The 19,278-nt window shown below is 70.5% G+C and carries 13 protein-coding genes, 1 tRNA gene and 2 pseudogenes; 1 reads left to right on the top strand and 15 read right to left on the bottom strand.

The genetic code is table 11. The annotated features are described in order from the left end of the window. The first annotated feature begins 181 nt into the window (after positions 1–181). Positions 182–1,111: a polyphosphate kinase 2 gene (gene ppk2 / locus GXW74_RS00605; protein WP_246522705.1), complete on the top strand. Its 930-nt coding sequence runs from the start codon at positions 182–184 to the stop codon at positions 1,109–1,111. A gap of 143 nt (positions 1,112–1,254) precedes the next feature. Here ppk2 and GXW74_RS00600 read toward each other — a convergent pair whose 3' ends face one another. The 15 genes and pseudogenes from GXW74_RS00600 to GXW74_RS00530 form a co-directional block, all read right to left on the bottom strand. Beyond that, positions 1,255–2,565: an NtaA/DmoA family FMN-dependent monooxygenase gene (locus GXW74_RS00600; protein ID WP_211844328.1), complete on the bottom strand. Its 1,311-nt coding sequence runs from the start codon at positions 2,563–2,565 to the stop codon at positions 1,255–1,257. Positions 2,566–2,751: 186 nt separating this feature from the next. Then, the gene (locus tag GXW74_RS00595) at positions 2,752–3,741 is read right to left on the bottom strand and encodes a branched-chain amino acid ABC transporter permease (RefSeq protein WP_211844327.1); all 990 of its coding nucleotides are present in this window, start codon (positions 3,739–3,741) and stop codon (positions 2,752–2,754) included. Positions 3,742–3,744: 3 nt separating this feature from the next. Further along, positions 3,745–4,629: a branched-chain amino acid ABC transporter permease gene (locus GXW74_RS00590; RefSeq protein ID WP_211844326.1), complete on the bottom strand. Its 885-nt coding sequence runs from the start codon at positions 4,627–4,629 to the stop codon at positions 3,745–3,747. Between the two features lie 18 nt (positions 4,630–4,647). Further along, the gene (locus GXW74_RS00585) at positions 4,648–5,877 is read right to left on the bottom strand and encodes an ABC transporter substrate-binding protein (protein ID WP_211844325.1); all 1,230 of its coding nucleotides are present in this window, start codon (positions 5,875–5,877) and stop codon (positions 4,648–4,650) included. Between the two features lie 78 nt (positions 5,878–5,955). Next, the gene (locus GXW74_RS00580) at positions 5,956–7,194 is read right to left on the bottom strand and encodes an ABC transporter substrate-binding protein (protein WP_211844324.1); all 1,239 of its coding nucleotides are present in this window, start codon (positions 7,192–7,194) and stop codon (positions 5,956–5,958) included. A gap of 71 nt (positions 7,195–7,265) precedes the next feature. After that, entirely contained in the window at positions 7,266–8,507 is a 1,242-nt protein-coding gene (locus GXW74_RS00575) for an ABC transporter substrate-binding protein (RefSeq protein WP_211844323.1), read from the bottom strand. A gap of 67 nt (positions 8,508–8,574) precedes the next feature. After that, positions 8,575–9,321: an ABC transporter ATP-binding protein gene (locus GXW74_RS00570; RefSeq protein WP_211844322.1), complete on the bottom strand. Its 747-nt coding sequence runs from the start codon at positions 9,319–9,321 to the stop codon at positions 8,575–8,577. Next, a complete protein-coding gene (locus GXW74_RS00565) occupies positions 9,314–10,084 on the bottom strand; it encodes an ABC transporter ATP-binding protein (protein ID WP_338148101.1) in 771 nt (256 codons plus the stop codon). Before GXW74_RS00565 ends, GXW74_RS00570 begins: the two co-directional genes overlap by 8 nt. Positions 10,085–10,381: 297 nt before the next feature. Continuing rightward, a pseudogene (tig, locus tag GXW74_RS28735) lies at positions 10,382–11,161 on the bottom strand (trigger factor); the annotation flags it as partial. A gap of 684 nt (positions 11,162–11,845) precedes the next feature. After that, positions 11,846–12,214 (bottom strand): annotated as a pseudogene (locus tag GXW74_RS28730) (trigger factor); the annotation flags it as partial. Between the two features lie 44 nt (positions 12,215–12,258). Next, a tRNA-Leu gene (locus GXW74_RS00550) sits at positions 12,259–12,343 on the bottom strand. A 568-nt stretch (positions 12,344–12,911) separates the two neighbouring features. Further along, on the bottom strand, positions 12,912–14,138 hold the full coding sequence (locus tag GXW74_RS00545) for a rhamnan synthesis F family protein (protein ID WP_211844320.1): 1,227 nt from the start codon (positions 14,136–14,138) through the stop codon (positions 12,912–12,914). Positions 14,139–14,485: 347 nt separating this feature from the next. After that, positions 14,486–15,760 carry a DUF5666 domain-containing protein gene (locus GXW74_RS00540; RefSeq protein WP_211844319.1) on the bottom strand — a complete coding sequence of 425 codons (1,275 nt, stop codon included), beginning with the start codon at positions 15,758–15,760 and terminating at the stop codon, positions 14,486–14,488. Further along, positions 15,744–16,568, bottom strand: coding sequence for a DUF6502 family protein (locus GXW74_RS00535; protein ID WP_211844318.1), 825 nt, complete (start codon positions 16,566–16,568; stop codon positions 15,744–15,746). Before GXW74_RS00535 ends, GXW74_RS00540 begins: the two co-directional genes overlap by 17 nt. Positions 16,569–16,832: 264 nt before the next feature. Further along, positions 16,833–19,214, bottom strand: coding sequence for a 1-deoxy-D-xylulose-5-phosphate synthase N-terminal domain-containing protein (locus GXW74_RS00530; protein WP_211844317.1), 2,382 nt, complete (start codon positions 19,212–19,214; stop codon positions 16,833–16,835). Positions 19,215–19,278 lie beyond the last annotated feature (64 nt).

Below are 19,278 nucleotides of genomic sequence, written 5' to 3'. Positions count from 1 at the left end.
CAGGCGGCGCGCCGGGGTCTTTCCGGCGTGGCGGGCGCGTCCGGTCGCGGCGCCCACCGGCCCCCCCGGGAGCGAGCGAGGAGGACGCGGGCGATTCTGCCTCCTGGCCGTCTCCAAACCGTCACACCGGCATCCCACGAAGCCGCTAGCAATGGGGCACCCCATGGTCCGGAACGGCAGGATGACCGACGACGCTGATCGAATGGAAGATCGCCCCTGGCTGCACCTCGAGCTGGAGGACGATTTCGACGAGGAGCTGGAGCAGGAGATCGACGACAGCCGCATCCCCGAGGCGCTGCGCGTCCTCGAGCAGCGGCGGAAGAAGAGCTCGCTCGAGCGCGGCTTCTATTTCCGCGAGCTGCTGCGCCTGCAGGCGGAACTGGTGAAGCTCCAGGACTGGGTGACGCACAAGGGGCTCAAGGTCGTCGTGCTGTTCGAAGGCCGCGACAGCGCGGGCAAGGGCGGCGTGATCAAGCGCATCACCCAGCGGGTCAATCCGCGGTCCTGCCGCGTCATCGCCCTGCCGGCGCCGTCGGACCGCGAGAAGACGCAATGGTACTTCCAGCGCTATGTTCCGCATCTGCCGGCCGCCGGCGAGATCGTGCTGTTCGACCGCTCCTGGTACAACCGCGCCGGCGTGGAGCGGGTGATGAACTTCGCGGACGAGGACCAGGTCGAGGAATTCTTCCGCGACGTGCCGGAATTCGAGCGCATGCTGGTGCGCTCGGGCATCATCCTGGTGAAGTACTGGTTCTCCATCACCGACGAGGAGCAGCAGTACCGCTTCCTCATGCGCATCCACGATCCGATCAAGCAGTGGAAGCTCTCGCCGATGGACCTTCAGTCCCGGGTGCGCTGGGAGCAGTACACCAAGGCGAAGGAGGCGATGTTCGAACGCACGAACATCCCCGAGGCGCCGTGGTACATCGTCGAGGGCAACGACAAGAAGCTGGCGCGGCTCAACTGCATCGCGCACCTGCTGTCGAAGATCCCCTACGAGGAGGTGCCGCACGAGCCGGTGGACCTGCCCGAGCGCGTGTTCAACCCGGACTACGAGCGGGCGACGCTGCCGGAGGAACTCTACGTGCCGGACGTGTACGGCTCGAAATAGGCACCGCCCCGCCGACCGTCACCACGACGGCCGGCGGGTTCCCGGGTCCACGCGGGGCCTCCTCCCGATCCGATGGATCGGCGGATCGGGAGCAGGCGCTTGGCGCGAGGGGCTCGCCCTGCCCCGCCTGCCGGCGGATCCGATCAGAACGCCAGCAGGTTGTCGCGGAACATGGCGTGGTCGTAGGAGCTGCGGGTCAGCCCCCGGCGCTGCAGCTCGGGCACCAGGCCGTCGGCGATCTCGGCGATGACGCGGCGGGAGGTTTCGTTGCTGGTGATGAGGAAGCCGTCGCCGCCGATCTCCTCCATCGCCGCGCCCATCTGCTCGGCGACCTGCGCCGGCGTGCCGATGAGCTGGATGGAGCCGTGGTCGGAGTAGATCTCGGCGGCCTCGCGCAGCGTCTTGTTGCCGGCCTTCTTGAGGAACTCGTCAAGCGACTGCTGATGCCCGTTGGTGGTGAGCGTGCCGAGCGGCTTGTCGAGCGGCAGGGCGCCGAAATCGAGATTGGTGATCTTCGACAGATGCGCGAGCCGCTTGGCGATCTGGCCCTCGGTGGTGGCGAGACGTCGCTTGTGCTTCGCGCGCGCTTCCTCCTCGGTGTCGCCGATCACCGGGGAGACGAGGAAAAGCACCTTGCAGTCGTCCGGGTTGCGGCCGTGGGCCGCCATGCGGGCGCGGATGTCGTCGCGATAGGCCTTCATCCCCGCCGTGCCCTTGACCATGGCGACGATGGTGTCGGCGTGGCGGGAGGCGAATTCGCGGCCGCGGGGCGAACCGCCGGCCTGGGCGATGACCGGCTGGCCCTGCACGCATGGGCCGGAGTTCAGCGGGCCGCGCACCTTGAAGTAGGTGCCCTCATGGTCGATGGCGTGGACCTTGGTGTGGTCCACCAGCACGCCGGTCTCGCGATCGGCGACGATCGCGCCGGGCTCCCAGGAGCCCCAGAGCTTGCGCACCACCTCCATGTATTCGTCGGCGATATCGTAGCGCGTGTCGTGCGGCGGCATGCCGTCCAGGCCGAAATTCCGCGCGGCGAAGTCGGAAGACCCGGTCACCGCGTTCCAGCCGATGCGGCCCGAGGAGATCTGGTCGAGGCTCGCGATCTGGCGCGCCAGGAGGTAGGGCGGATAGGCGAAGGTGCCGAGCGTGGTGACGATGCCGATGCGCTTCGTCTCGCGCGCCAGCAGCGCGGCGACGATGGACGGATCCTGGCGCGGCACGGACAGGCCGTGGTGGAGGTAGATCTCCCGCGAGCCGCCATAGGATTCGCCGATGTAGGAGGAATCCTCGAGCAGCACGTAGTCGAAGCCGGCGCGCTCGAGATTGCGGGTCATCTCGATGAAGAACTCCGGCATCATCCATTCGGTGCCGATGTTGCCGGTCCAGGGCTCGCCCCAGGCCTGTACCGAGGATCCCTGAAGGAACCAGCCGAGATGGAACTTCTTCGCCGCCATGGGGGCCTCATCGCCGTTGCTGCGGTGCAGCGTGGCAAGAGGCGGGGCAGGCGTAAAGACGGGGGGAAGGGAACTTCCCCCCGAGCCCCCCAAGCTTCTTTGGCACTCGGGAACTGACCTCCGAGGTCGGTCTCCAAAGGACACGGAAGGGAGGGGGATCGGGGGAGGTTCCCCTCCCCCGACCTTCTACAGCTTCACCCGCAGCAGATTGGCGATCTCCCCCACGATCCCGCGCCGGAACGCCAGCACGCAGGTGACGAAGATGCCGCCCTGGATGACCGTCACCCAGGCGCCCATCTCGGCCAGGTAGTTCTGCATCGTCACGATGACGGCGGCGCCGATCACCGGCCCGAACACCGTGCCGAGGCCGCCCACCAGCGTCATCAGCACCACCTCGCCCGACATCGCCCAGTGCACGTCGGTGAGCGTCGCGATGCCGAAGACCAGCGCCTTCACCCCGCCCGCCACGCCCGCGAGCGTCGCCGAGAGGATGAAGGCGACCAGCTTGTAGTCGTCCGTCCGGTAGCCGAGCGAGGTCGCGCGCGGCTCGTTCTCGCGGATCGCCTTCAGCACCTGGCCGTAGGGCGAATGGATGATGCGGTGGATCAGCAGGAAGCCGATCAGGAAGATGCCGGCGACGAACCAGTACATCGACCAGTCGGAGGCGAGGCCGACGCTGCCCAGGAAGCTGCCGCGCGGGATCGCCTGGATGCCGTCCTCGCCGCCGGTGAAGGGCGCCTGCACGCAGAAGAAGTAGATCATCTGCGCGAGCGCGAGGGTGATCATGGCGAAGTAGATGCCGGCACGGCGGATCGCGATCCAGCCGAAGATCCAGCCCTGGAAGCCGGCGACGGCGGCGCCGGCCAGCACCGCGACCTCGGGGCTGAAGCCCCAGACCTTGGCGGCATGGCCGGCGATGTAGCCGCCCATGCCGAAATAGGCGGCATGGCCGAAGGAGAGCAGCCCGACATAGCCGATCAGCAGGTTGAAGGCGCAGGCGAACAACGCGAAGCAGAGCAGCTTCATCAGGAAGACGGGGTAGAGGAAATACGGCCCCACCACGAGGGCGGCCACCAGCAGGACCAGCGCGACAAGCTGCGGCCGCGTGAAGCCCCAGAAGCCCTGGGCAGCCGCCCCGGCGGGCACGATGGCGTCGGCAGTGGTTTCGGACGCCATGGATCAGGCCCTCCCGAAGAGGCCGGCGGGACGCGCGAGCAGCACGATCGCCATGATGACGAAGATGACGGTGGCCGAGGCCTCCGGCCAGAACACCTTGGTGAGGCCTTCGATGATGCCGAGGCCGAAGCCGGTCAGCACCGAGCCGAGGATCGAGCCCATGCCGCCGATCACGACGACGGCGAAGACGACGATGATGAGGTTGCTGCCCATCTGCGGGTTCACCGAATAGATCGGCGCCGCCAGCACGCCGGCGAGCGCGGCGAGCGCGACGCCCGCGCCGTAGGTCAGCGTGATCATGCGCGGCACGTTCACGCCGAAGGCCTGCACCAGCGGCGCGTTCTCCGTCGCTGCGCGGAGATAGGCGCCAAGGCGCGTCTTCTCGATCACCAGCCAGGTCGCGAGGCAGGCGAAGAGCGCGAAGACCACCACCCAGCCCCGGTAGATCGGCATGAACATGAAGCCGAGGTCCCAGGCGCCCTGGAGTTCCGCCGGAATGCGGTAAGGCAGGCCCGAGGAGCCGAACTCGTTGCGGAAGAGGCCCTCGATGATCAGGCCGATGCCGAAGGTCAGCAGCAGGCCGTAGAGGTGGTCGAGCTTGTACAATCGGCTGATCATCAGCCGCTCGATGATGACGCCGGAGGCGCCGACGATGATCGGCACCAGCAGCAGGGCCCACCAGTAGCCGAGCCCCGCCCATTCCAGCAGCATCCATGCCGCGAAGGCGCCCATCATGAACTGGGCGCCATGGGTGAAGTTGATGATGTTGAGCAGCCCGAAGATCACCGCGAGGCCGAGCGACAGCATCGCGTAGAAGGCGCCGTTGATGAGGCCGAGCAGCAGCTGCCCGAAGAGCAGCGGTGCAGGGATGCCGAAGATCTCGTCCATGCGGTGGGAAGGCTCCTGTCAGGAACGCACGAGGGGGCAACCGCCCTCGGTGAGGGGCCGGAAGGCTTCCTCCGCCGGGGTGGTCTGGAGCAGTTTCATGTAGTCCCACGGGCCGCGGGATTCGGCCGGGGATTTCACCTCGAAGAGGTAGGAAGGGATGATCCGCCGCCCGTCGGGGCGGATGGAGGCGCGGCCGAAGGCGTCGTCCTCGGTCGGCATCGCCTTCATGCGGTTGATGACATCGACGCCCGAGGCCTTGGCCGCCGGCACGCCCATGTCGGCGACCGCCTTCAGGTAGTGCAGCGTGGCCGAGTAGTTGCCGGCGGTGACCATGTTCGGCACCTGGCCGTTGTTCAGGCGCGGCCGCACGCGCTGGGTGAAGGCGCGGGTGCGGTCGTTCATGTCCCAGTAGAAGCTCTCGGTCATCACCAGCCCCTGCGCCACGTCAAGGCCGAGGGCGTGGACGTCGGCGATGAACATGAGCAGCGCCGCGACCTTGGTGCCGCGGCGCGTGAGGCCGAACTCGGCGATCTGCTTGATGCAGTTGGTCGTATCCTGGCCCGCATTCGCAAGGCCGATGACCTTCGCCCGGGAGGCCTGCGCCTGGACGATGAAGGAGGAGAAGTCGGTCGTCGCCGGGAAGGGATAGCGCACGGCGCCCATCACCCGCCCGCCGGCTGCGCGAACGAAGTTCGTCGTGTCGCGCTCCAGCGCGTGGCCGAAGGCGTAGTCGGCGGTGACGAAGAACCAACTGTCGCCGCCCGCGCGCACCATCGCCCCGCCGGTCGACTTCGCCAGCATGTAGGTGTCGTAGACCCAGTGGATGGTGTTCGGGCTGCACTGCGGCCCGGTCAGGTCGGCGGTGGCGGAGCCGACATTGACGTAGGCCTTGTTCTTCTCCCGGCAGATGCCGTTGACGGCGAGGCCGATCGAGGAGGTCGGCACGTCGAGGATCATGTCCACGCCGTCGCGGTCGAGCCATTGCCGCGCGATGTTGGCGCCGACATCCGGCTTGTTCTGGTGGTCGGCCGAGAGGATCTCGACGTTGAAGCCGCGATTGCCGAATTCCTGTGCCGCGACCTGGGCGCAGATCACGCCGTTGAGCCCGGCGATGTAGCTGTAGCTGCCGGACTGGTCGTTCAGCACGCCGATCTTGATGGTGTTCGCCTGCGCGCGTGCGCGCGACAGCGGCGTGGGCATCACGGCGGCGGCGGTGCCTGCGGCAAGCAATGTGCGGCGGTCGATCATGCGTACTTCCTCCCTGTTTCGGTCCCGTGGCGCCGCGGCCGGGGATGTCTCCCCCCGTGCCGCGGCAGGATCATGGTTTCAGCTCCGCACGAGCGGGCAGCCGCCCTCGGCCACCGGGCGGAACGCCTCGTCCGCCGCGGTGGTCTGCAGCAGCTTGAAGTAGTCCCAGGGGCCACGGCTCTCGCCCGGCGCCTTCACCTCCAGCAGGTAGGCAGGGTGCAGCTTGCGGCCGTCGGCGCGGATGCTGCCGGGTCCGAAGGCGTCGTCGTCGGTCGGCATCGCCTTCATGCGGGCAATCGTCTCGGCGCCGCTTGCCCTGGCCGCGGCGACGCCCATGTCGGCCACTGCCTTGAGGTAGTGCAGCGTGCCGGAGTAGCAGCCCGCCTGCGCCATGCCCGGGCGCAGCCCCTGCGGCATCGACGGCAGCACGCGCTGGGTGAAGGCGCGGGTGCGGTCGTTGAGGTCCCAGTAGAACGTCTCGGTGCAGACGAGGCCCTGCGCCGTCGCCAGGCCGAGCGCGTGGACGTCCGAGATGAACATCAGCAGCGCGGCGAGCTTCACCCCGCGCCGCGTCAGGCCGAATTCCGCCGCCTGCTTGATGGAGTTGATGGTGTCCCCGCCCGCGTTGGCGAGGCCGATCACCTTCGCGCGGGAGGCCTGCGCCTGCACGAGGAAGGAGGAGAAATCCGTCGTCCCCGGGAAGGGCGTGCGCACCTGGCCGAGCACGCGGCCGCCGGCGGCACGGATGAAGGCGGCCGTGTCGCGTTCCAGAGCATGGCCGAAGGCGTAGTCGGCGGTGATGAAGAACCAGGCGTCGCCGCCCGCCCGCACCATCGCGCCGCCGGTCGACTTCGCCAGCATGTAGGTGTCGTAGGTCCAGTGCACCGTGTTCGGCGAGCAGGCCGCCCCCGTCAGGTCGGAGGTGGCACCGGAGGAATTGATGTAGGCCTTGTTCTTCTCCCGCACGACCTGGTTCACCGCCAGCGCGACGGAGGAGGTCGGCACGTCGAGGATGAGGTCCACGGCGTCGCGGTCGATCCACTGGCGGGCGATGTTGACGCCGACATCGGGGCGGTTCTGGTGGTCGGCCACCAGCACCTCCACGTTGATGCCCTTCGCCGCCGCGCCGAAATCGGCGATCGCCTGGCGCACGCAGGCCACCGAGCCCGGCCCGTTGACGTCGCGGTACAGGCCGGACTGGTCGTTCAGCACGCCGATCTTGATGGTGTTCGCGGCCTGCGCGCGCGCGCGGTGCAGCGGCAGCGCGCCGATCGCGGCAGTGGCAGCGAGAAGGCTGCGGCGGTCGATGGACGTCATACGTGGCTCCCTTGGTGTTGGCAGAAGGGCGGGCGGGGTTCGGCCCCGCTCCACCGCTGGATTGGTGGCGGTCAGGTCCGCACGAGCGCGCAGCCGCCCTCGGCAAGCGGGCGGAACGCCTGGTCGGCCGGCGTCGTCTGCAGGACCTTGTAGTAGTCCCAGGCGGCCCGGCTTTCCTCGGGCTTCTTCACCTCGAAGAGGTAGACCGGGTGGATCTTGCGGCCGTCGACGCGGATCGTGCCCTCGCCGAAGGCGTCGTCATTGGTCGGCATCGCCTTCATGCGCGCGATGGTCGCCGCGCCATCGGCCTTGGCCGCGGCGACGCCCATCTCCTTCACCGCCTTCAGGTAGTGCAGCGCGCCGGCATAGCAGCCGGCCTGCGCCATGGTCGGCGGCGCGTTGTTCGGCATGGAGGGCCGCACGCGCGCCGTGAGGGCACGGGTGCGGTCGTTGAGATCCCAGTAGAAGGATTCCGTCAGCACCAGACCCTGGGCCGTCTGCAGGCCGAGGGAATGCACGTCGGTGATGAACACCAGCAGCCCGGCGAGCTTCACGCCGCGGCGGGTGATGCCGAACTCGGCCGCCTGCTTGATGCAGTTGATGGTGTCCCCGCCGGCATTCGCGAGCCCGATCACCTTGGCGCGGGAGGACTGCGCCTGCACCAGGAAGGAGGAGAAGTCCGTGGTGCCCGGGAAGGGCGTGCGCACCTGGCCGAGCACGCGGCCGCCGGCGGCGCGCACGAAGTTCGCCGTGTCGCGTTCCAGCGCATGGCCGAAGGCGTAGTCGGCGGTGATGAAGAACCAGGTGTCGCCGCCCGCGCGCACCATCGCGCTGCCCGTGCCGTTCGCCAGCATCCAGGTGTCGTAGGTCCAGTGCACCGTGTTCGGGCTGCACTGCGCGCCGGTGAGGTCGGAGGAGGCGCCGGTGCTGTTGATGTAGGCCTTGTTCTTCTCCCGCACGATGCCGGCCACGGCGAGCGCGACGGAGGAGGTCGGCACGTCGATGATGAGGTCGACACCGTCGCGGTCGAGCCACTGCCGCGCGATGTTGGACCCGACATCGGGCTTGTTCTGGTGGTCCGCCTGGATCACCTCGACATTGAAGCCGAGCGCCCCGAGTTCCTGCACCGCCTGGCGGACGCAGGCGGTCGAGCCCGGCCCCGAGAGGTCCCGGTAGAGGCCGGACTGGTCGTTCAGCACGCCGATCTTGATGGTGTTCGCCGCCTGCGCGCGGGCGCGCGACAGCGGCAGGGCGCCGGCCCCGGCGGTGGCCGCCCCGGCGGCGAGAAGGCTGCGACGCGACAACTGGCTCATGGGTCGTCTCCCTGGTCGGTATCGGGCAGCGCGGTCCGCGCGCCGCCCGCTGGTCGGTGTCCCGGCGTCAGACGCCGAGGTATTCGTGCAGCCGGTCGAGCGAAGCGGTGAGATCCTCGTTGCGCACCATGTCCACCACCTTGCCGTGCTCCATCACATAGTGGCGGTCGGCGACGGTCTGGGCGAAGCGGAAGTTCTGCTCGACCAGCAGCACGGTGAAGCCGCGCTGCTTCAGCGCGCGGATCGTGCGGCCGATCTGCTGCACGATGACCGGCGCGAGGCCCTCGGAGGGCTCGTCAAGCAGCAGCAGCTTCGCCCCCGTGCGCAGGATGCGCGCGATCGCCAGCATCTGCTGCTCGCCGCCCGAGAGCTTGGTGCCCTGGCTGCGTGCCCGTTCCTTGAGGTTGGGGAACAGTTCGTAGATCTCGTCGAGCGGCAGCCCGCCCGGGCGCACCACCGGGGGCAGCATCAGGTTCTCGGTGACGTCGAGCGATGCGAAGATGCCGCGCTCCTCCGGGCAATAGGCGATGCCGGCGCGGGCGATGATGTCCGACCGCGCGCCGATCAGTTCCCGCCCGGCGTAGTGGACCGAGCCGCTGCGCTTCGGCACCACCCCCATGATCGAGCGCAGCGTCGTCGTCTTGCCCGCGCCGTTGCGGCCGAGCAGCGTGACCACCTCGCCCTCGTGGATCTCGAGGTTCACGCCATGCAGCACGTGGCTCTCGCCGTACCAGGCTTCGAGCCCGCGCACGACCATCAGCGGCGCGTTGCCGTCCTGCGCCGCGATCGGCAGTTCGGCGAGCACGTCAGCCATGGGCGGCCTCCGTCGGGGCTTCGGTGCCGAGATAGGCGGCGACGACGTCGGGGTTGCGCGCGACGGTGGCGTAGTCGCCTTCCGCCAGCACCCGCCCGCGCGCCAGCACGGTGATGAAGTCGCACAGGCCGGAGACGACCGTCAGGTTGTGCTCGACCAGCAGCACGGTGCGGCCGGCGGAGACGCGGCGGATCAGCGTGACGATCCGCCCGACATCGTCATGCGTCATGCCCGCGGTCGGTTCGTCGAGCAGCATCATCACGGGGTCGAGCGCCAGCGTCGTCGCGATCTCCAGCGCCCGCTTGCGACCATAGGGCAGTTCTCCCGCCGTCAGGTTCGCATAGGCCGAGAGGCCGACATCCTCGAGCAGTTCCCGCGCCCGGGCGTCGTAGCTGCGCAGGATCGAATCGGCGCGCCAGAAGTCGAAGGAGCCGCCCCGCGACCGCTGCAGGGCGACGCGGACGTTCTCGAGCACCGTGAGGTGCGGGAAGACCGCCGAGATCTGGAAGGACCGCACCAGGCCAAGCCGCGCCACCTCCGCCGGCTTCATGCCGGTGATGTCGCGCCCGTCGTAGCGGATGGTCCCGCGCGTCGGCTGCAGGAACTTGGTGAGCAGGTTGAAGCAGGTGGTCTTGCCGGCGCCGTTCGGGCCGATCAGACCATGAATCGTTCCGCGACGGACGCTCAGGGCGACGTCGTTCACCGCGACGAAACCCCGGAACTCCTTCGTCAGACCCGCCGTCTCAAGGATGGCGTCGGACACCCTGTATGCTCTCCCCATTCCTGGCGGCCTGTCCGGCCGCTCGTTTCTCTCTCCCTCGCATCTAGGCGAGGCGCCCTGTGCCGCGCAAGCAGCAGCACACGACCCGCTTCGTATTTCCTCGCGTCAATCGAACCCGTCGATGATGACCTGCGTCGTCTGCATGAAAAACATGCAGGAAACGGCGCCGGCTCGGCCGCAACCGTGCCGGCGCGAAACAGCAAGGCCGCCGGGACCTGCGCCCCGACGGCCTTCCATCCGGATATCCCGGCCGGCGCCCGCGCCGCCCCCGGCACTGCGTCAGGCGGCGGAGAGTTCCTCGGGCGCGACCTGGCGATCGGTCACCTTCGCCAGCTCGAGCAGGAAGTCGACGACCTTCTCCTCGAACAGCGGCGCGCGCAGGCTTTCGGCGGCCTGGGGGTTCTTGCGGAAGAACTCCATGACCTGCTGTTCCTGACCCGGGTAGCGCGAGGCTTCCTGGCGGACGGCGCGGGCCATCTCCTCGGCGCCGACCTGGACGTTGTTCACGCGGCCGATCTCCGAGAGCATCAGGCCCAGGCGGATGCGACGCTCGGCGATGCCGCGGTACTCGGTCTTCAGCGTCTCCTCGTCCTTGCCCCGGTCGTCCTCGTCGAGGCGGCCGGCGCGCAGGTCGGCTTCCACGCGCTGCCAGATCTGGGCGAATTCCGCCTCCACCATGCCGTCCGGCACGGCAAAGGAGGCGCTGTCGGCGAGCTTGTCGAGCAGCGCCCGCTTCACCCGCAGGCGCGACAGCGAATCGTACTCGCGCTGGAGCGAGCCGCGGATCGCGTCCTTCAGCGCGGCGAGGTCGTCCATGCCGACGGCCTTGGCGAGTTCGTCGTCCACCGCGCGCGCCTTGCGCGACTTCAGCGCCTTGGCCACGACGGTGAAGCGCGCATGCTTGCCGGCGAGCTCCGCCGAGCCGTAGTCGCCCGGGAAGACGACATCGATGTCGCGCGTCTCGCCCGGGGCCAGGCCTTCCATCTGCTCGGTGAAGCCGGGGATGAAGCCCTGGCCGCCGACCTCGATCGGCATGTCCGACGCGGCTCCGCCGGCGAAGGCGCGGGCCTCCGGCTCCTCGGCGCCGGCGAAGACACGGGCGGGGCCGACGCGCAGCGTCAGGTCCACCGCGGCGCCGGCCGGCAGGCTGATCTCGATCACCGGGCGCGCGAAGGCGAGCGCCGGATCCGACACCAGCTCGAAGGTCGCGCGGTCGCCATAGGCGTTGAGGCTCGACGGCGCGCGGGTGCTGCGCAGGAAGCCGTCCGCCGAACGCTCGTTGAAGCCGAACTGGGCGCGCGCACCCTCGGGCAGCGCGCCGGCCGCGACATGCGCCTGCATCGACAGCGTGTAGCTGGCGCCGGGCTTCACCGCGAGGCCGTTCGGCCGGCTGGCGAAGACGCGGATGAAGGCGCCCTCCCCCGCCGTGCCGGTCACCTTGGCGTCGAACCAGGGCATGCCGCGCTCGGTGCCGATGGCGGCGATCTCGCGCGCCAGCCCGTCCGAGAGGTCGAGCGACCAGTCGGTCGGCACCTCCCCCGGATTGCCGGGGCGGGCGCCGAGGCCCGGGCCGTTCTTCAGCAGGTCCGCCGGCAGGCGCCCGGTGAAGTCGCAGACCAGGATGTCGCCCTTGCCGGCCGCGCGCGGCTCGGCGTCCTCAAGCGTGCCGTTGCGCTCGGCGATGGACGCGAGCGCCTTGTCCACCGCCTCGTCCGACGGCTCGGCCTTCAGGCGCTCGAGCTCGATGCCGGCGAAATCGGGCATCGGCACCTCGGGCAGCACCTCGAGGTCCATGCGGAATTCGAGGTCGGCGCCATCGGCGAAGTTGGTGACCTCGATCTTGGGCTGCAGCGCGGGCTTCAGGCCGCGATCGTCCACCACCTTGCGGGAGGCGTCGGTGACCTGCTGCTCCAGCACCTCCCCGAGCACGGCGGCGCCATAGCGCTGCTTCACCACCGACATCGGCACCTTGCCGGGGCGGAAGCCCGGCATGGAGACGGTCTTGGCGATCTCCGCAAGGCGCTTGTCGCGCGTGGAGGCGATGTCGCCCGCGGAAACGGTGACGGAGTAGGCGCGCTTCAGCCCGTCATTCGCGAGCTCGGTGACCTGCATCGAGGGACGTCCATCCAACAGCTAGAGTAAATCCGGCGGCGCCTTGGTGCGGGCGAAGGGATTCGAACCCCCACGGCTTGCGCCACCGGAACCTAAATCCGGCGTGTCTGCCAGTTCCACCACGCCCGCCCGCGAGGCGCCGCGCGGCGGCAGGGGGCGGGGTGTAGCGCAGGATGTCGGGGTTTCCAAGCTTCGCCGGACGATGACCGCCCCGCGGGGCGCGGCCACGGCCCCCGCAGGGGACACGGAGACCGACGACCTTCCTCGGCGGGCATTGCCATCCGCCCTTCGCATGCGGGGTGGGAATCGCCCCGCATGCCGGCGCGCCTGCCTTGGTGCACCGGCCGCGCCGGGAGCGTTCAGGCCCCTGCGCGCGGATTTGTGGCGCTGTCGATCGGAGAGGGGCAAGGCCCCTCGCCGGCTCCCTCGTCGCTCCATGTTCGCGCGCATGGGGCACCCCCCCCCTCCGGACCACCCCGCAAAGGCCCCAAGGCCTTCGGAAGCCATCACCTGGCGCCGGACCGGCGCGGGTCCCGGGATCGCCGTCGCGCCCGTCGCGGAAGCGCGACCCTGGCGGTTCCGGCGGCCGATCGCGACCATGGCCGGGCGCGGCAGCCGCGCAGACAGGCGACGCAGAGCCGCAGGAGTTGCCGCGCCGCGAGCCCGGCGCAGTGCCACAGGGCCGGATCGAGCGGGATCACCCGTCGCGCCGTCCGCGCGGCGCGAGGGCCATGGTCGCGAGATGGGAAGAGACGATGATGTTCATCTCCTCCCTTTGCGGCGGCAGGAGCCAGCGCCAGTCGGCAAGGTCGGAGACACCGAGCGGATTGCGCAGCAGCAGTTCGCTCTTGAGGTAGGGAAAGCCGAATTCTTCGACCAGCTCCCGCCAGAAGACATGGGTGGCATTGACCGGCAGCCGGCGCAGCGCCCTTCCCATCATCGCCGTCTCGACCGGACTGTCCTCCGGAATGCCGCGGAACACGACGGGCAGAAGGGCGCGCAGCCGCCGCCGCGCCGCCACACGCAGCAGCGCCGCACGTTCGATGGCCTCGTAGCCGCACCAGGCGGCGACGGCATGGCCGCGGCGGCGCATCCAGCCGCTCAGCCGGACCTCGCCGCGGCGGATCGTGCGGCGCTTGCTCGCGGTCACGCTGTAGCCGTCGAGGAAGCGCAGGAGGTCCGCCACGACCGGCCGGCCTCGCGCGAGCAGGAAGTAGGATTGCAGATGCGGCCGCGGCGCCAGGTTCTCGGTCAGGCCGAACAGGCCGTGGCCGGCGGCGCGCATGGCCTCGAGGATCGGCGCCTCGGCGCGGAAGGGGCCGCAGACGCTGTCGTTCGCCAGCAGCAGTTCCTGCATCGTGGGCGCCGCGTCGCGCAGCAGCTTCGCCACATCGTGCCAGGCACCGAAGTCGAGCCCGTGGTTGCGCCGCAGCACCACGAGGCCGCACATGGACCTGAGCCGCGCGAGCGCTACGGGCGGGATGCCGGGCGCATTGCTGACGAAGACCACCGCGAAGCCTTCGGCGCGGAGCTGCTCGATCCGGCGCAGCACCATGCCGCTCACCGCCGCCAGCGGGGCATAGTGGACGAAGACGGCGACCGAGCCGGCCCGCGACAGGCCCGTCAGGCCCGGATGGATCGCGAGCAGGCGCGGCGTGTCGCGCAGGGCCTCGGCGAGGTCGTGACGCAGGGCCGCGATCTCCTCCCTCAGCACGGCGCCGGCCTCGCGCAGCGTCGCGCCGTAGGACCGTGGCCGGGCCAACAGCGAGCATGCCCGCAGCCAGGCGGGGACCCGCCGGTCGGGCCGGTCCACCACCGGCGAGAGGCCGCGCTGCGGCAGCGCCGCATCATCCGTGGCCGGATCAGGCTCCGCCCAGATCAGGCGCCCGGCGCAGGCGAAGGAAGGGGTGGTCGGGGATTCCATCGAAGGGCCTCGATCTCTCCGTGAAGGCGCGCCAGACATATGTGGGAATTTTTCCCACATCAATGAGCCAAGAGCGGCAATGACAATTCGTTGCATTGCGCCCCGGGCCGCCATGAACGGCAGGCGAACGGAAGCGAGGGTGGGCGCGCCTTTCCGGGTACGCGCCGGGACAGAATGGCAGTACGGGGTTCGCGGCTTTCCCGGCCGATGCGCGCAACGCCCGTCCGAGACGGCCCGGCTCGGCCGCCGGCACCGACCCACAGGCTCAATCCCCCAGGTATCCGCGAAACCGTCGTGGAGCGGCCGGGTCGGCCGGCGGGTCGGCGCCGGCAGTCCCGAGCCGTCCCTCAGCGCGGGGGCGCCGCGCGACCCGGCATGCGCGGCGGGCCGGGCGGGCCGCCGGCGGCATCGGCAGGACGCAACTGCCGCGCACCGCCCCGAACCGGCGCCTGTCCCCGCCCGGCGGGCGAGTCCCGCCGCGGAATGCTCCCGACATTGCCGTGCGGGCGGCCCGGCACGGGCGCCGGCTGGAGGCCCCCCGCCGAGGCTGCGGTGCGCCCGGCCTCCGGCGGCGGGTCGCCGATCGGGCCGGGTCCTTCCATCCGCAGATGGGTCGCGAGCAGGCCGCTGCCGGACTGGCGCTCGAATTCCACGAGCGCGCGCCGCGGCGCCGGTCCGCCCAGCCCCGCGGGCGCCGGCAGCACGGCCCCCGAGCCGAGCCGCAGCCCCTCCTCCCCCGCCATCACGTAGGATTCGACGAGAATGCGCCTTGTCGCCTCCGGGAAGGCAGCGGCGGGGTCGGTCGGCAGCCGGTCCGGCTCGACCTGCGTGGCCTCCAGCACGCCAGCCCGGTAGCGGCCGGTGGCCGTGACGAAGCCGTCCGAACCCATGGCCGGCGCATGCCGCACTTCGAGCCCGCCGATCTGCAGCCTGCCGCCCGCCTGCGTCGCGCGGCCCCGCACCAGCACCTCGCCGGCGGCGCGGAGGTCGATGCGCGTTGCCTGCACCGCCCCATCGGGGCCGCGCAGGCCGCTCACCGCGACCCATTGGCCGACCTGCGGGTTGCGCGCACCGAAAGTCCCGGAGGAGATCTGGACGGCCTGCCCGGCCACGCGGAGCCGGCCGCTGGTGCTGACCGACTCCACCGGGCCGGAGACCTCCTGGCGGACCTGCACGCTGCGGGCCATGAGCCCCGCTTCGCCGCCCACGGCCTCGACGATCGCGAGGTGGCCGGCACGCAGGGAGGAGGCGGCGACAGCCTGGCCGTTCAGCGTGACAGGGACGGCGTCATCCAGCGCCACCTCCATGCCGCCGAGGCAGATGCTGGCGAAGCCGGTGATGATGGCGATGATGCCCGTGCCGCCGATCCCGCGCTCCGCGACCTGCACGCGCGCCGCGGCCGGCATCGGTGCGCCGGTCCCGCCGATACCGCGGTCGGCGATCGCGCTCGGCGCGCCGGTGCCGCCGATGCCGCGATCGGCGAGTGGCGGGCCTTCATCCGGGCCAAGGCGGCACAGCCCGGGCGGCGTCGTTCCGGACGGCGATGCCGGAGATTCGGCGAATGTGCAGCCGGCCAGCAACAGCAGGCCGGCGAGGGCCGCGCCGCTAGGCCTTCGGCGCATCGGGCGCATCGTCCTCGGCGTAGAGATAGACGCCGAGATTGACCCGGCGCGTCGGTCGGGCGGGGTCGACGGCGGCCGCCTTCTCGTCCTCCTCGGCGATCGCCAGCGCCTGGCGGTTGACCTCGACCAGCAGCCGCTGCGCGGCCTCCCGCGCCAGGGCCTCGAGCGCGGCGGCGGCCTCGGGACCGAGCCGGTCGTAGTGCACGCTCCGGTCGAGGAAGGGCGGCGGGCCGGCGGCCGCCACATTGGCCGCCGCCGCCGCGACATGGTCGTGCAGGTTGCGCGCGAAGTAGAAGAGCTGCGCCTCGCTGCCCTCGCGCGGGAGGTAGGCCTCGGCCTTGAGTACCACCCGGCCCTCGGCGTCCGATGTCACCATGCCCTGGGCGATCCAGTCGTCGAGCACGGCGCGCGGGCGAAGGTCACGCGTCACGGCGGCGACCAGGCTGTCGAAGGAGGGCGCGGGCCCGCTGCGCGGCAGCGCCAGGGGCCTGCCGGCGGCATCGGTGTAGTCGGGCGAGCCGAGCCAGAGCGCGAGGAGCTGGCTGTTCAGCGTCACCACCGGCGGCTCCTGCTCCGCCCCCGGGCTGCGCTGCCGGCGGAGTTCCTTGCGGTGGATGCCGGTCATCAGGCTGATCCGGCTGTCGGTGCGGCTGCGCGGGTCGGTCAGCAGGTCGTCCCGCGCGACCTCGACATAGAGGGCACGCAGAAGGTCGGCGAAGACCGGGAAGGTGACGCCGCTGCGGATCTGCAACTGCACCAGCGGGCGCAGCAGCCGTGCCAGCGCCGCCAGGAGGCGGTCCGGCGGCAATGGCTGGGCGCGGTCCGGGGGTGCAGGAGGAATTGGACGATCCTGGGTGGCGTAGCGACCTGATCCATATAGCGCCGCCACGACGTGGGAAAAGCACCCACGCGCCAATTCGGCCCTGGGTGGCATGCGGGCCACAGGAGCGGGGGACGCGCTGCCGGCGCTGGAGCGGTTTCCGTTCGCCTTGGCTCACGGCAACCGCTCCAGCCCTTTGTTTTCGCGAGCATCTTTACCCGACCAGCTGATTCCACCCGATCGGGATCTGCTCTAGAGCAGCGCCTCCGCGCAGGCATCCAGGATCGCGTCCGCGTCCAGCCCGTAGTCCCGGTAGAGGTCGGGGATGTCCCCCGCTTGGCCGAAGCGGTCCACGCCGAGCGGCACCACGCGCTGCCCGCGCACCGCGCCCATCCAGGCATGCGCCGCCGGGTGGCCGTCCAGCACCGTCACCAGCGCGGCATCGGGCGCCAGGGGCGCCAGCAGGGTCTCGACATGCGAGACGCCGCGCGCCCCGCGGCGCACGCCGCGCCGCGCCGCCAGCCAATCGGCATGCAGCCGGTCGGGGCTGGTGATTGCCAGCAGCCCGGCTCCGGGCTCCTCGCTGCGCAGCTCCTCGAAGGCGGCCAGCGCCTCGGGTGCGATCGCGCCCTGATAGGCGATGGCGATGCGTGCCCCCGGTGCCGGCGGCATCGCCCAATGCGCCCCCGCGATCACCGCGGCCGGGTCAAGCACGCGCTGCGGCTGCTCCAGCCCCCGCGTGGACAGGCGCAGCCACACGGCGGAGCCATCGGGCTTCTGCATGTGGTCGAAGGCGTGGCGCAGGAGGATCGCGAGTTCGTCCGCATGGGCCGGCTCGAAGCTCGCCAGCCGATCCGCCGCCATGCCGATCAGCGGCGTGTTGACCGACTGGTGCTGCCCGCCTTCCGGCGCCAGCGTCAGGCCGGAGGGCGTGGACACCAGGAGGAACCGCGCATCCTGGTAGCAGGCGTAGATCAGCGCATCGAGGCCGCGGTTGACGAAGGGGTCGTAGACCGTGCCGATCGGCAGCAGCCGCGCGCCGTACAGGCGATCCGCCAGGCCGAGGCCCGCCAGCAGCAGGAACAGGTTCTGCTCGGCGATGCCGAGCTCGACGTGCTGGCCCTCCGGCGACATGCCCCAGCGCTGGGCGGAGGCGAGCTTCGCGTCACGGAAGACATCGTTCTTCTTGTGACGGTCGAAGATGCCGCGGCGGTTCACCCAGGGGCCGAGATTGGTGCTGACCGTCACGTCCGGGCTGGTGGTGACGATGCGCTTCGCGAGATCGGCGAACTCGCCCTGCCCGCGCCCGATCTCGGCGAGGATGTCGCCGAAGGCGGCCTGGGTGGAGAGCTTGCGCCCCTCCCCCACGCGCGGCGCGGCGAAGGCCGCGGGCACGTGGATGACGGGCGAGACCAGGCTCCGCCCGCCCGGCGTCAGCTTCTGCGCGAAGGGCGTGGCGGCGAGGAAGCCGCGCAGCTCCTCCTCGGCGATGCCGAGGCCCTCGAAGGGATCCCATTCATGCCCCGGGCGGATATTCATCGCCGCCCGGAAGCCTTCCATCTGCTCCTTCGTCATCAGGCCGGCGTGGTTGTCCTTGTGGCCGGCAAAGGGCAGGCCCATGCCCTTGATGGTGTAGGCGATGAAGCAGGTGGGCTGGTCGCCCTCGGCATCCTGGGCGCGGAAGGCCTCGATCAGCGTCTCGATGTCGTGCCCGCCGAGATTGGTCATCAGCGCGGCCAGCTCGTCGTCGGTCAGCGGGTCGATGATGGCGCGGATGCCCTCGGCGCGGCCGAGATCGGCCAGCAGCGCCTGCCGCCAGGCAGCACCCCCCTGGAAGGTCAGCGCGGCGTAGAGGGAGTTCGGGCAGTCGTCGATCCAGCGGCGCAGCGCCTCGCCGCCCGGCCGGGCGAAGGCGGCTTCCAGCCTGCGCCCGTATTTCAGGGTGACGACGTTCCACCCCATGTCGCGGAACAGCCCCTCGATGCGGCCGAACAGCCGGTCCGGCACCACGGAATCGAGCGACTGGCGGTTGTAGTCCACCACCCACCAGACATTGCGGATGTCGTGCTTCCAGCCTTCGAGCAGGGCTTCGTAGATGTTGCCCTCATCGAGCTCGGCATCGCCCACCACGGCGATGTGGCGGCCGGCGGGCAGGCCCTCGGGAGCGAGATTGTGCAGCCGGACATAGTCCTGCACCAGCGAGCCGAAGGAGGCGAGCGCGACGCCGAGCCCGACCGAGCCGGTCGAGAAATCCACCTCGGGCCCGTCCTTGGTCCGGGACGGATAGGGCTGGATGCCGCCGAAGCGGCGCAGCGTTTCGAGCTTCTCCCGCTGCTGGCGGCCGAGCAGGTAGTTGATGGCGTGGAACACCGGCCCCGCATGCGGTTTCACCGCCACCCGGTCGGCCGGCCGCAGGATGCCGAAATAGAGCGCCGCCAGGATCGAGACCGCCGAGGCGCAGGAGGCCTGGTGCCCGCCCACCTTCAGCCCGTCCCGGTTGGGCCGGATGTGGTTGGCGTGATGGATCATCCAGGCCGACAGCCAGAGCAGCTTGCGCTCCAGCGCGTGCAGCAGCTCCAGCCGGCGCGCCGCGTCCGGCGTGTCGAGCCGCCTTGCCTTGTCCTGCACCGTCATGGACCGGACTCCCCGCTTCGCAGCATCCGAGACTATGGGGCTTCGGCCCCGCCCGGAGAAGGCC

It is taken from the genome of Neoroseomonas eburnea, from assembly GCF_018129005.1.
In the GTDB taxonomy this organism is placed as follows: Bacteria; Pseudomonadota; Alphaproteobacteria; order Acetobacterales; family Acetobacteraceae; genus Neoroseomonas; species Neoroseomonas eburnea.
This window is presented reverse-complemented; position numbering and strand designations above follow the sequence as displayed.

Excerpts from the sequence above, each read along its gene's own strand:
- GXW74_RS00580 (WP_211844324.1), bottom strand. The coding sequence starts at position 7,194 with ATGACGTCCATCGACCGCCGCAGCCTTCTCGCTGCCACTGCCGCGATC.
- GXW74_RS00575 (WP_211844323.1), bottom strand. The coding sequence starts at position 8,507 with ATGAGCCAGTTGTCGCGTCGCAGCCTTCTCGCCGCCGGGGCGGCCACC.
- GXW74_RS00545 (WP_211844320.1), bottom strand. The coding sequence starts at position 14,138 with ATGGAATCCCCGACCACCCCTTCCTTCGCCTGCGCCGGGCGCCTGATC.
- GXW74_RS00570 (WP_211844322.1), bottom strand. The coding sequence starts at position 9,321 with ATGGCTGACGTGCTCGCCGAACTGCCGATCGCGGCGCAGGACGGCAAC.
- GXW74_RS00590 (WP_211844326.1), bottom strand. The coding sequence starts at position 4,629 with ATGGACGAGATCTTCGGCATCCCTGCACCGCTGCTCTTCGGGCAGCTG.
- GXW74_RS00530 (WP_211844317.1), bottom strand. The coding sequence starts at position 19,214 with ATGACGGTGCAGGACAAGGCAAGGCGGCTCGACACGCCGGACGCGGCG.
- GXW74_RS00595 (WP_211844327.1), bottom strand. The coding sequence starts at position 3,741 with ATGGCGTCCGAAACCACTGCCGACGCCATCGTGCCCGCCGGGGCGGCT.
- GXW74_RS00585 (WP_211844325.1), bottom strand. The coding sequence starts at position 5,877 with ATGATCGACCGCCGCACATTGCTTGCCGCAGGCACCGCCGCCGCCGTG.
- ppk2 (WP_246522705.1), top strand. The coding sequence starts at position 182 with ATGACCGACGACGCTGATCGAATGGAAGATCGCCCCTGGCTGCACCTC.
- GXW74_RS00540 (WP_211844319.1), bottom strand. The coding sequence starts at position 15,760 with ATGCGCCGAAGGCCTAGCGGCGCGGCCCTCGCCGGCCTGCTGTTGCTG.
- GXW74_RS00600 (WP_211844328.1), bottom strand. The coding sequence starts at position 2,565 with ATGGCGGCGAAGAAGTTCCATCTCGGCTGGTTCCTTCAGGGATCCTCG.